The organism is Rossellomorea sp. y25 (assembly GCF_038049935.1).
In the GTDB taxonomy this organism is placed as follows: Bacteria; Bacillota; Bacilli; order Bacillales; family Bacillaceae_B; genus Rossellomorea.
The window spans coordinates 2360102-2372284 of the sequence record NZ_CP145886.1 but is presented as its reverse complement, the minus strand read 5'-3'; the positions used below and the strand labels follow the sequence as shown (position 1 = coordinate 2372284).

The window sequence follows — 12183 nt, the reverse complement described above, 5'->3', positions numbered from 1 at the left end:
AACTTTCTCCTTTTCTAGGCGGGACGGACCTCAAAAAACGCTCTGTTTTCAAGATGAAAAACGTTTAATATCGAGGATTTCCCCCTGTAATTGAATTCTTATAAGCGATATGTAACAGAATGACCAATGTGACCGCTTGAAAGATATCAAGCTATGAACAGTACTATGAAGGTCACTCCAACTGATAAACTTTAAATAGCAAAAAAGAAAGTGAATAGTAACTCATATGTAATAACCTACTACATCAAATCTCCTTTTAAGGAAGAAAATTCACTCTTGCTTCACTTCCCACAAAAATCCATTGGTACCATGGATTTTCACTTTCGGCCACTTCGTATTCCAATCCTTTTCCAGCAACCTTTTTTTATATATAGAGGCCAATGCCTCTTTTTCTGTAAAAGGTGGAGTCGGCTTTATTTGTAGGGAAAGTAAATCTTGTATCCCCCAGGGTGCTGCTAAAATAAGGTCATTATTCTTGTTCAATGTCAATGCAATGGAGGTAGCAGTTTCTGAGAAACGAGATACAGCATCAATCGCTGAGCTATAGGGTGCTTCTTCATTTATAATATGCATCCTGGCCTGGTTTTTCACGGACCACGGTTCGACAGGTGTTTTCTCCTTCAATTTGGATTCCAGGTACTTTTCGAAATGTTCATCTGTATTTGAAGCATCAAAATACACGACATCAATATCCGGCAAGTCCGTTTTATACGAATACCCGTGCAGTGTATCCCACACCTTCGTCCTTACAAACCCAGCACAGATCCACCAGTCGGGCAGATGAAGGGATTGTGCGGTTTCAAGGATACTCATCATCTATGAATCATTTCTCACTAAATCAAAAATGTCCTGTTCAGATTTGATCACGTTCTTCTCCCCTTTGTTCTTTTGGTATACCATTGAAGACATTCCCCTGAATGAATTCACGGGTCTGACTTGAACGGTTTTAACTTATTTTACCATGAAAAACGGGATCAAAAGGATTTTTTCTGATTTGCTATTCAGCTCATTCAACCAGTGGGTATTGGTTGTCAAAATAAAAATGCCAGGAAGCTATTCCTGACATTTTCTTATCATTGCCCCCCGGTAAACCAACTGCTTGCTTTCACACGTTCTTCTTCCTGCAGTTGTCTTTCGTTATGATCTCCTGCTTCAAATGTATTTTGAGAGAATTTACGTCTGAGAATCCCACTTACTATACCGAATCCAACGGCAATGAAAATTATCCACCATAGCATCCGCTTCACTCCTATCCTTGAAAGATCTTTTTCTATATATACGGATGAACATAGGAAAAAGTTTCATGTTTTTTAAAAATCAACCTTGTCCAGGTGCTCTTCCAAGTAATGAAATTCAGGATGGGGATGCGATAAGAAATCATGATGAGAGATGGTCCATCCATACGCTCCTGCCATCGAAAATACGATTAAGTCTCCGGCTTTCAATCTTTCTACGTAACCCTTTCGGATTAGGACATCATTGGGGGTACATAACTCACCGGAAACGGTAACGTGTTCTTCCCTTATCTCTGGTCTGGGCAGTGGTTCATCAAACCATATGTCCACTGGATAAATCGTATGGGGATGACTCATTTTCCACGCTGCAGGCAATCGTAAATGATGAGTCCCTCCTCTTATCAGTGCAAAATGCTCACCATGATTTCGCTTAACATCCATTACTTCTGCCACATAGTATCCGCAATCACCTACCATATATCTGCCAAGTTCCAATATCAGCTGGATTCCCTCATGAGTAAATAAAGCTTCCATTTGCTGCAAACCATTCGCGAAGGCTTCCCAATCAAATGGCTCTTCTGGGTTTTGGTAGTTTATTCCAATTCCTCCACCTGCGTTCAATGTAGTGGCAGAAGGTAATGAAAACACAGCCTTCCACTCCACTATCTTCTTCAGGCAGGATTGTATGAATTCCAGGTGATCCCGGGCATCGAGATTATTACTCATCGCATGAAAGTGAAAGCCTTTTATTTCAAGGTAAGGATAGTCTGACAGTTCATTTAATAGAGTAGGAATCCTTTCTTCTTCTATTCCGAATTGAGTCGGAACCCCAGTCATTTTATGAGAGCTCCTGGCCACCTGATAGGTACTGTTTACACGAATGAGGACAGGAAGCTTTTCTCCTGTAACGGATCCTAAGCGGTTCAACCGATGCATGTCCCGTTCGCTTTCTATATTCATACAGTGAAGATTTCCCTTGGATAGATACTCTAGTTCACTATCTTTTTTTGCAGGTGCCCCAAAGATAATGGGCTTATCAGTGTGATCCAGGATCTTGACGAGTTCCCCTTCTGAAGCTGTGTCGAATCCATCAATGTACCCTTCCAAAGCCTGTATGATTTTCATGTCGGGATTTGCTTTGACCGCATAAAATAAGGAACAGTAAGAAGGCAATGACTCTCTCAGATGTTGAACATGTTTCTTTAATTTGTAAATGTCATAGATATAGGCACATATGGGATCTTCTTTTCTATTGCTAAGAAGTAATGGTAGATATGCGCTGACGGTTTTAGAAATCATAGATTACTCCTTCCATAAACTTCGATTACTGCGGACAACGACGATGGTGAATAGGATGGTTCCGATTCCCATTGAAAGTCCGGCCGTGTAAGCATCAAATGAACTGGCGATAAACCCGATCAGGATGGCCCCGAGGGGAATGTAGCCCCTGTCCATCAGGGCAATGCCCAATACCCTGCCCCTAAACTCATCTGCCACCTTCACCTGGATAAGAATTCTGCTTAACGTTCTGTAATATTGACTTGCGAATCCCACTAAGAACATAAAGCCCAGAGCTATAAAATAATAACGACTCATCACTGTAAATAAGAGTAAGGTTGCTCCGAAGGCAAGTGAGGACAAAATCAGCCAACGCCCTCCCATCCTCGGTTGTCGGAATGTCAAGATCCCAGTAGCTGCGATCGCACCTGCAGAAGAAATGGAAAGTAACAATCCAAAACCCGCTGGACCGAGACCCATCAACTCTTTCGATAGAATGGGAAGCATTGTCGTATAGGGAAAACCGAAAATCATTGGAGCTACAGCCACTAACATGATACCCAGTATTCCGGGTTTCCCTTTTATGTAATGGAAGGTTTCACTTAATGATTTCTTCCCTTGCGTTTCTCTCTTCCCTTTAACCCGTTGAGGAGCGGGAATGGTCATTAATGATAAAATGACCAGGAGTGTCCCAAACGAGACTCCGATCATCACATCTCCAGCCGTGAAATACCCTAGGAGAACACCTGCAAACGCTGGACCAATCATTCTTGCAACGTTGATACACGTCGTTTGTATGGTAATGGCACTACCCAGCATTTCAATAGGAACGATATCAGACAACAGGGCATTACGAATCGGCACTTCGTAACTCATGAAAATGGACCGTATTGTTACGGCGAAGAGTAATAAGTAGAACGATGCTTGTAGCCCAATTATTACAGCAATTGAAATGGTAGATAGAAAGATTCCACTATATAGGATGAGAAGTAAGTTTCGTCGATTATATTTGTCGGCTGCCACTCCTGCTGATACGGAAAAAAGGAAAACGGGCAGCAGCCTGCATGCATTCACAATTCCTAGCGCTACTGCTGAATGGGTCCATTCGTACACAATCCAGTTGAGGATGGTCAGATCCATCCAATCTGTCGTTCGTACAAAGAAGCTCCCGTACAAGAAGCGTCGGAAAGGTCGTGATTTTAACGCGAAATGTTGTTGAACAGGAAAAGAATTCACTTTCAGCTCTCTTCTTTTCCTAATGGATTGACAACTTGACTGTATAGGTATCCTTCTGAAGGGCTCATTCTCATCCTGGTTAATGCTTTATGCTTTACTTCTTTCTGATATAAAAATGCTCTGTCTTCTTCTACATTGCCGGAAACTGTCTGGGAAAGTGATGTAAATGTATTTTCACAAGCCGTTTTTACCAACGCCCAGAACTCACCTTCATAGACACCTGAAGCTTCTACAAGAAGACGGATGATCTCCCCAAAGTGGCTTTGGAAAATCGTGTAGTGGGCTTTTGAGTACATTTTTTCTATATGGTCTGTCATCGTGATACTGCCTGGATGAAAGGCCGGAAATAGATGTTGAGCATCTAATCTCTTTTTGAAGATTCTTGCACCTCCCCAATCCCGGAAGTAAAAGCGCACAGGTTTACCGTTTTTGAACACAGGGAGACTATTCTGCAAATGACCTTCCAACGCAACTCCATATTTTGTCAAGAAGGTGAGGAAACCTGGTATAGTAACAGATAAATAGTCTTTAAAAAATGACTTGGCTCCTCTTTCTTTAGATAATTTCTGATGCTCGCAATATTCATCCAACAGTTCAGCCAGAATGGTGCGATTGGAAAAAGGTGAGATGGCGTATAAACTGCTCCCGGTGATCATCACTTCCTGTTCATCCAGATCCTCTTCCCGATTTTCTCTTATGACGACGGTCAGATTTCTCCTTTGATCATTCCTTTCTGATTTAAATGTGTACCCTGCTATTTCATTTAGTGGAAGAAAAGAAGAAGTCAACTCTCTTTCTTCATTTAATATTTCACTCATCATATTCGTGAAAACCGTACTGTTTAAGGCAGTCTGACTTGAGATCGATCTTACAGTGGAAGTCATCTGACTATTGACAGCCAGTTTAACAAACCGAGTGGTGTTATTCTGAGGCAGGACAGTGCGAAATGATGAAGTCGCCTCACATACGACTGATAAAGTTTCAATCGGGATGATAATCCCCTTCTTAATTTCTGTTTGATAAAGTGGATATAAAGCATGTTTGTACTGCCATTCGTGAATAGGCAAAAGCTGATAGTTATTGAGATTGAGTTTATTATTTATCATAAATGCATGGTAGGATGGCATAATCTCTGAAAACGTTTCTTCTATTATATTGGGCTCGGCTTCCGTCATTTCAACCCATTCTTTCTTAACAGCGACAAAGCAAATCTTAAACGTTTGATGAAATTCCGGCGAATACGTGGCTACATGCTCAGGTGACATGCCCGTTTTGGTTTTTGAACCAGGATGTAAGTGATGTCCTTCTAAACTCAGCTGCTCATAGAATGAAAGCGGGCTCCAGAGGGGGTCATCCTGTTTCTTCCTTCTAACATATTCCAGGGAAGACGTGCAAGGGGATTCACCCATTTCTTTCTTCAGGCTCTCTATCCATTGGGCATTCATGGCATATCCGAGGGATTGATTAGCCGTTCCATTATCAAGTTCTTGCCTAAGTTTAAATCCCTCATCAGAAAGCTCTAAAAGAGAAATCAGTTCACTTGCCGTCTTTACTTTCCCATGGGAATCTCTCGAGATCCATAAAACATCCCCTTCAAGAGTGACTCTTCGAAAGGCGAGTTCATCCCTGATTGGGAACAGAATCATGTACTCCTCAAAAGACTTCATTCTATATGAAAGATCCTCCCTTAATTCTACAGTTTGAAGCTGATGCAAAAAGGGCTCCCACTTTTTATACACTTTCAAAAGGCTTGTGACATAAACTGAACCTATCTTCTTCAGTTGAACAGAATCAGAGTATAGTGAGTTCACGTCTTCTCTTAATAAAGAGGCGGCAAGCTTGTTCAGGATCGTCTGTCTCCCTTTATCCAGATGCTCTTTATAGTAGGCAACCAAATGGGGTTGTTTCTCTTTCAGGTAGTTCAGGCATTGAGTTTCTTCGCCTAGAAACTGACTTTCTGCTAATGGATGATTTTTATACAGTTTCAATGGTATTCTCCTTTCCTCCTTGAATTAATGGATTAGGAGCCGAAACATACATATTTTCTGTGATCGTATCGGATAATCTCATTTTTATCAGTGACTTTAAATACGTTCTTGTACTGTATAATTCTTGTTCAAAATGAGCTGCATTTTCTTTGTGAAGCTCTTGGCTTTTTAAGTCATCCATGGTGAATTGAATGACATCAGAAACCTGTTGCCATAGAAGAGTTTCAGAAATCTTTAGCTCTTTGGTTATTCTCACGATGATTTCTCCTAAGTGATTATGAATGACGGCATGTGAGAACATTTTATATAGATCTAATGGTTCTGTCGTGAGTAAGTTGGTTTCGTTGCTGATTCTCCCTTTTTCGATAAACGTCCGAGTCCGATCTTCTAAAATACGAATGCCTCCATTGTCACGAATCGATAGTTTCGTCGGAGTCCCATTTTCGAAAATAATGAGTGCATTTTGGAGATGTGCTTCCAGACTGATTCCATACTTTACGATCAAGCTTATGAGACCAGGGGTCAAAGTACTTGCGTATTTTTGAATGAAGCGAGCAGCTGCATTCTCTGTAGAAATCCTTTGTCTCTTTGACCATTCTTCAATAAGTTCCACAACCAACACCTTCCCGGTTACTGGCGAGGTGTTTATGAGTGAGGCTCCTGGAACAGCAATTTCCTCGTTCGTTAGATTCTTTTCTGGATTTTCTCTTATTAGAGCAGATAGGTTTTTTTCTAAATTTAGCGACGCTCCCTTTTGAAGGGATTGGTAATGCCCTCCACTGCTTTCAGATAGAAAGTTAATTTTATTCCTTATCTCCAAGTCGTGTTTGGAGATGGTATCCAACATTTCTGATATAACAGGTCCGTTCCTGACGGATGTCGGTGAAACGATTCTTTTGGCACTCGTCATTTGAACATTGAGTGCTGTTTTAATGTGATGATGTGTCCGATTATTTGGCGCTAATGATCGGAACGAAATCAGTGGCTGATAGGGAATCGCTGTGTCGATCGGGATCAGCAATTTCTGTTTCAATTCTGTTCTGTAATGTTTTTTTACAGTGTGTTCGAATTGCCATGGGTGAACGGGAATGAGCTCGTATTCATCGGGTACCAGGTGAAGTCGGGTTATATTCCCCTTGAATGCTTCTTCCAGGTATGGATAATCTTTCAATAATACGTCTGTCATGGAAGGTCCATCGGTTATTTTGGAGAATGACGATATGCTTTTATGGATAGCAAGGGGAATGATATCCACCTTATTTCCCCATTCTGGAGCGTACATCATCACTTCATTTTTCGATAAACCAAGTCTTGTCTTTGAACAAGGGTGGAGGGTATGTCCCTCAATGACCATTTGTTCTAAAAACGTCAATGGACTGAATGATGCGTTTGAAGATTGTCCTTGCTGTAAATACCTAAGGGTACTCACTGCTATGCTCCCTCCCCGTCTCAACTTCTCAGCAGTTAAAGCTAAAGCATCATTCGTGACACTGTTTTCCAGTTCGATTTTAAGTTGCTTCAGATTACCAGATTCAGAGGTCCGTCCCTCGATCAATTCCTCTATTAACTGAGAAGGAGTATTGATTGAATGGACAGTGTTTTCTTTTTCTATAGTAATGGGATCTTCAATATCCATGTGTCCAAGTGCATAGGTATGCTTTATGGGAACCTTGATTATTATGTTGTGTGAGGGTTTTATGTATAGTAATTTTACGTCATTGGTTGACGTTTCCTCCGTGTAGTCGATTACCTTTTCTCGAACGATCGCTTGAACCAGTTTGTGAAGAATGCGTTTTTGAGAAATTGGTAACTTTTCTTTGAGTATTTTTTGCACATCGGTCTCTTTTATAAAAATTCGCTGATGTGAGGACAGAGTGGTCATCTGTGCTCCTCCTTTTTTTAGTGAGAATCGTTTTCAATTACAAAGTTTAAATGAAAATGATTCTCATTGTCAATCTAATATACGGAAATAAGGAAATAGTCCCTTAGCGTGAAATGACCTTTTGAGTGATTGCTTCATAATCGCCCTTCAAGTTATGCAGATTGGAGGAGTTTTAGAACGTAGGTTAGAGAGGACTATCATTTGATATAAATTAAAAACGCAACCCTTTTCTGCAAAGGATTGCGTTTTTATTTATTCCGCTTGTGTTTCTTGTTCTTCCGTTTCTTCAAGCTGATCAGCATTACGGACTTCTTCTTCTGTTGATGAGTCGAAGTATCCGTCTTTTTCGTATTGCTTTTTCAGCTCGAAGTATTTGTCCATTGCCCGTTTGGCGATGGTTTTATTTACGTATGGATCTTTGTTCTGGTGTGAATATGGTAATACGACTGAAAAGGCTACTTCCGGATTGTTGTATGGGGCATAGCCGATTAATGTGGTATTGAATGTTTCGTATTGCCTTTTTTCTTCCGGGCTATAATAGAATGCTTCTGCCGTTCCTGATTTTGCTGCAGCGTCATAAGCTGCATTTCTAAAGTTAGTCGCGGTACCATTACTTCCGTGAGCGACTTGATAAAACCCTCTTTGGACCTGCTGTATCTCTCTTTCCGTAGCATCTATCCTGTTTAAAACTTTAGATTGGTTTTCATAGAGAAGAGGCCCTACTTTCCCTCTTTCCTGACTGGGTTCGCGGATTTGCTTCATGATATGAGGCTGCATCCGGTAGCCGCCATTTGCAATGGTGGAAGCGTATTGAACCAGCTGCATGGGCGTGTACAAATCGTACTGACCAATGGCAAAGTCCATGAGTTTACCTGGAATTCTCTCTGTCCCTCTTAATCCTTCAACTTCTCCTGGAAGGTCAATTCCTGTTTTAACACCCAAACCAAACTGGCTGTAGTAATTTCTCATAATATCAAATGCTTCTGGATTTATATTCATTGGTTGATCACGACGATAAGTGGCATCAGCTATTTTAAATGCCGTCTTAAACATATAAACGTTGGATGAAATTTCTAGAGCACCGATATCACTCAAGTATCTTGAACCACTAAACCACGATTTCTTGACTTTCGTTCCCTTTATTTTAATCGGCTCATCATAAAGTACTTCCCCAACATTCAACGCTCCAGTCATATACCCCGTCAACACGGTAGCACCCTTAACAGCAGAGCCCACCCCATATTCCGAAGTGAAAGTCCCTAGAGCATAATCCTGCATCTCCGTCTTGCCATCAGCATTTTTGCCATATTTCTTTCCAACCATGGAAAGAATTTCCCCCGTGTGTGGATCCATCATGACAACAAAAGCACGATCCAGGAATGGAGACTCCCAGTATTGGGAGGCCTGTTTGCTTAGCTCTTCTTCAACAATTTTTTCAATCTCTTTCTGCAACTGAAGATCGATGGTTAATACTACGTCTTTTCCACTATGCCCTTCGCTGACGAGTTGTGTATCAAGGACGCTTCCATTTTTCGTGATATATTCGATTTCTTCCTTCTGACCTTTTAGGACGTTTTCATACTGTGATTCGAAATAACTGGTTCCAACACGGTCGTTAAGTGCATATCCCTGAGCTTTGTATTCATTGACAAGCTCACTTGGCAACCCCTGTTGCGATGTCGAGACTCTTCCTAGAATCGTTCTCAACGTGCTATCATTCACATATTTTCTTTCCCAGTCCGTGGTAACATTCACGCCAGGCAATTCTGACAGGCGTTCACTGACTCTCGCCATTTCTTCCATGGAGACATCTTTATTTTTGATGATTTGAGGCGTGAGGGCATAGCCGGTATTGAACTCGCGGAATATGGCCAGGACTTCCTCTTCTTGTTTGGTGAAAGATTTGATATCCTTTTCGGTGATCCGTTCCAGCTGCATTTCGTATACCTTTTTATTCACATCATCTTTTGTAAGATCTTCATCGTCTTCCAGTTTCTTCAATTCATCTTCTGAAACAAGTTTTTCTGCTTTATCTGGATGACTCAGAAGCCAGAAATCCTGCCGATCCCGATCAGTGATTTTGTCTGTTTTCATTTCGATTAACTCTGCCAGATTTCTTGCTACTTTCAGCATATCCTCGGGCTTCGTCGTTTGTGTTCTGGTATAGGTGATTGCGTTTAAAGGTACATTGTCCACGATTACATTCCGATACCGATCATAGACTTTCCCCCTAGGTGGTGTACCATTATGGGATTTCACATTTTCCGTTCTCGCCACTTCTGCTTCATAATGGTTCCCCTGCACGATTTGCACAATCCCAAGACGAAGAATCAGAAGTGAAAATAGAAAAAAGACCGAAATAAACAGTAGATTCATTCTCAATGGCACATGGGTTTTTTTCTTTTTCTTCTTTTCCTTCAATTGAATGACCCCTTCTTAAGCTAGTATTTTACCAAAATATGATAATGTTCTAGTCCTATTTTATAGAAATTCAGACTATATTTCTACCTCTTTATGGAACAAATTCCAATTTATATACTCATTAGGGGTATGATTCATTTTCTGGAGAAAAGTGTGGGGAATGGATGCTGGGAAATACTATAATACTTATAAAAATTCGCGAAATATGTCGAAGAAGGATTATAGACAAGAGGGCTTCTTTTCTTTTAGAATATAGTCGTAGAAAAGGTGAAGAAAAGTGAAACCAAAGCTCTCCTAATTGCGTAGAATTGGTAACTAGATGAATGAGAGGTTGAATGACAGTTATGTTCAGTAAATTGATGTGCAGGTTCGGTATAGGTGCAACAAAGATTGATTTGGTATTAAATAAGAAAGAGTTTCGCCCGGGGGACGTGATCAAAGGAGAATATGAACTAACTGGCGGACGTGTTGAGCAGAAATTGAAAAGAATTGAAACAGACCTTTTGCAGTATGATCAGAATCGTGATCACTCATCTGTCCTTCATCACAATACCATATTAAGCTCATCAACGATGAAAGCAAACGAACAACGCACCATTCACTTTTCGTGCAGACTTTCAGATTCATTTCCTCCAAGTAGTGACACAGTCTCTTATAAGTTCGTCACCCGACTTGTCTTTGACGATGGTGTAAACAGTGTCGATCACGATGAGTTTCAGATTTTAGTATAACGATAGTTTAATCATGAGCCCTTCTTAGCAGAAGGGCTTTTTAGTTGAATCCTTATCCCTCATTCTTGCCTAATGTAAACCCATCAAATAATCTCCCGCCGTGTGGTTCTAATACCGAATTTACTAATCTAACAATTTCTTGTTTATTCCCATTACGGTAAAACTGTTCGAACGCCTCTACATATTCATCAGCAAAGTCTTGATCATATTCCTTTAGGGATCGAACAACCCATTTCGATGCACCTATCCAGCGACCATTTGTCCTGAGTACAAATTCATGCAGGGATTCCCCTAATGCTCCCGCAATAAAAATACCTTCCCCTCTATTTGTTGAGCCAATAAAATCATCCAATGCATCTGTAATGAAATATCTCTTCATATGGATCGTCTGAATAGTCCATTTTGGAGGTCCGTCCCTCAAAAGTTTATTTGCTTCTTCTTTGAGGGTATGGATGATGCGATGATCGACGATGGGAATTCCTTCTGAGACCATTCTCGGCAGGGATGGGCGGGCTCGTTGACAGTCTGATTGGAAATAGTCTCGGATGGTTTTTAAGTTATGGACAAAGGCTTCGATTGGCCAGCCCTGTGCGATAAGTGATTCCCGGAATTCTGAGGAAGTAGTATCGTCAATGATGACAATATCTAAATCGGATGTGCTTGTCTCCTCTCCCCTTACAACGCTGCCTCCAAGAAGTGCTGCCTGACAGGTTGGAAAGTTTTCTAGAACAAAATTCAAAGCTGCTTCATTCGCAGGCAGTCTTTCCTCTGGCTTTCTTACATTCATTACTTACAACTCCCTCCGATTAAGTGGTAATGAGTATAGTATACTTTATTTTTCTCAGGTTTATAGGAAATCTAATCCAAATTACCTCGTTTTCTCCACTCCTTATTTGGGAATAATGAGTTCAAAAGGAGGAATATCTTGTGAAGAAAATAAATGTATTATCTGTCATCTTAGTAAGTAGCTTTCTGTTTGCGGGTTGTGGAGCCTCTGACGACAATCAAGAGACAGATAAAATGAAAGATGCAAATGAACCTAAATCCGAGACAACATCCGGGGATGGTGCTTCAGAACAAACTGCAGCTGAAGACCTAAAGTCAGGTGTGAGTGATACTCTTCAAGCCGTTGAGGAGTTAAATATGAGTCTTACGAATGCTTCAAGTGATGCAAAAAAGGTGAATGAACAAGGAATGATGGTTGAAGAAAAATGGGATGAAATCGAGAAGTTGGTCGAGGAACAGTATCCTGAGGATTATAAGAATATAGAAGAAAGCCTGTATCCTTTAATTGCAGAAGCAAAAAAAGATGAACCTGATACTGAATCCTTAAAAGGATTGGTACAGGAAACAAAGAGTAAGATGATGAAATTTCAAGAGAAGCTCGAAACGTCATAAAAATATCGAGGAGT

10 protein-coding genes are annotated in these 12183 nt (G+C 40.7%); 2 read left to right on the top strand and 8 right to left on the bottom strand.

What is annotated here, in order from left to right:
- Positions 1-270: 270 nt before the first annotated feature.
- From AAEM60_RS11805 to AAEM60_RS11775, 7 genes are all read right to left on the bottom strand, one after another.
- A complete protein-coding gene (locus AAEM60_RS11805) occupies positions 271-816 on the bottom strand; it encodes a nucleotidyltransferase family protein (RefSeq protein WP_341356398.1) in 546 nt (181 codons plus the stop codon).
- Positions 817-1073: 257 nt separating this feature from the next.
- Positions 1074-1238 carry a hypothetical protein gene (locus AAEM60_RS11800; RefSeq protein WP_299737016.1) on the bottom strand — a complete coding sequence of 55 codons (165 nt, stop codon included), beginning with the start codon at positions 1236-1238 and terminating at the stop codon, positions 1074-1076.
- A gap of 72 nt (positions 1239-1310) precedes the next feature.
- On the bottom strand, positions 1311-2534 hold the full coding sequence (locus AAEM60_RS11795) for a type III PLP-dependent enzyme (RefSeq protein WP_299737014.1): 1224 nt from the start codon (positions 2532-2534) through the stop codon (positions 1311-1313).
- 3 nt (positions 2535-2537) lie between these two features.
- Positions 2538-3749: an MFS transporter gene (locus AAEM60_RS11790; RefSeq protein ID WP_299737012.1), complete on the bottom strand. Its 1212-nt coding sequence runs from the start codon at positions 3747-3749 to the stop codon at positions 2538-2540.
- A 2-nt stretch (positions 3750-3751) separates the two neighbouring features.
- The gene (locus AAEM60_RS11785) at positions 3752-5737 is read right to left on the bottom strand and encodes an IucA/IucC family protein (protein WP_341356397.1); all 1986 of its coding nucleotides are present in this window, start codon (positions 5735-5737) and stop codon (positions 3752-3754) included.
- The gene (locus AAEM60_RS11780) at positions 5724-7619 is read right to left on the bottom strand and encodes an IucA/IucC family protein (RefSeq protein WP_299737008.1); all 1896 of its coding nucleotides are present in this window, start codon (positions 7617-7619) and stop codon (positions 5724-5726) included. Before AAEM60_RS11780 ends, AAEM60_RS11785 begins: the two co-directional genes overlap by 14 nt.
- Before the next feature lie 252 nt (positions 7620-7871).
- Positions 7872-9995: a penicillin-binding protein 2 gene (locus AAEM60_RS11775; protein WP_341357993.1), complete on the bottom strand. Its 2124-nt coding sequence runs from the start codon at positions 9993-9995 to the stop codon at positions 7872-7874.
- 380 nt (positions 9996-10375) lie between these two features.
- Here AAEM60_RS11775 and AAEM60_RS11770 point away from each other — a divergent pair, with 380 nt between their 5' ends.
- Positions 10376-10771: a sporulation protein gene (locus AAEM60_RS11770; RefSeq protein ID WP_299737006.1), complete on the top strand. Its 396-nt coding sequence runs from the start codon at positions 10376-10378 to the stop codon at positions 10769-10771.
- A gap of 52 nt (positions 10772-10823) precedes the next feature.
- Here the strand turns inward: AAEM60_RS11770 and AAEM60_RS11765 are convergent, their stop codons facing one another.
- Positions 10824-11558, bottom strand: a complete 735-nt coding sequence (locus AAEM60_RS11765; protein ID WP_299737004.1) for a nucleotidyltransferase domain-containing protein — start codon at positions 11556-11558, stop codon at positions 10824-10826.
- A 140-nt stretch (positions 11559-11698) separates the two neighbouring features.
- Here AAEM60_RS11765 and AAEM60_RS11760 point away from each other — a divergent pair, with 140 nt between their 5' ends.
- Positions 11699-12169 carry a hypothetical protein gene (locus tag AAEM60_RS11760; protein ID WP_341356396.1) on the top strand — a complete coding sequence of 157 codons (471 nt, stop codon included), beginning with the start codon at positions 11699-11701 and terminating at the stop codon, positions 12167-12169.
- Positions 12170-12183: the final 14 nt, after the last annotated feature.

Excerpts from the sequence above, each read along its gene's own strand:
- AAEM60_RS11780 (WP_299737008.1), bottom strand. The coding sequence starts at position 7,619 with ATGACCACTCTGTCCTCACATCAGCGAATTTTTATAAAAGAGACCGAT.
- AAEM60_RS11770 (WP_299737006.1), top strand. The coding sequence starts at position 10,376 with ATGACAGTTATGTTCAGTAAATTGATGTGCAGGTTCGGTATAGGTGCA.
- AAEM60_RS11800 (WP_299737016.1), bottom strand. The coding sequence starts at position 1,238 with ATGCTATGGTGGATAATTTTCATTGCCGTTGGATTCGGTATAGTAAGT.
- AAEM60_RS11765 (WP_299737004.1), bottom strand. The coding sequence starts at position 11,558 with ATGAATGTAAGAAAGCCAGAGGAAAGACTGCCTGCGAATGAAGCAGCT.
- AAEM60_RS11805 (WP_341356398.1), bottom strand. The coding sequence starts at position 816 with ATGATGAGTATCCTTGAAACCGCACAATCCCTTCATCTGCCCGACTGG.
- AAEM60_RS11775 (WP_341357993.1), bottom strand. The coding sequence starts at position 9,995 with ATGAATCTACTGTTTATTTCGGTCTTTTTTCTATTTTCACTTCTGATT.
- AAEM60_RS11795 (WP_299737014.1), bottom strand. The coding sequence starts at position 2,534 with ATGATTTCTAAAACCGTCAGCGCATATCTACCATTACTTCTTAGCAAT.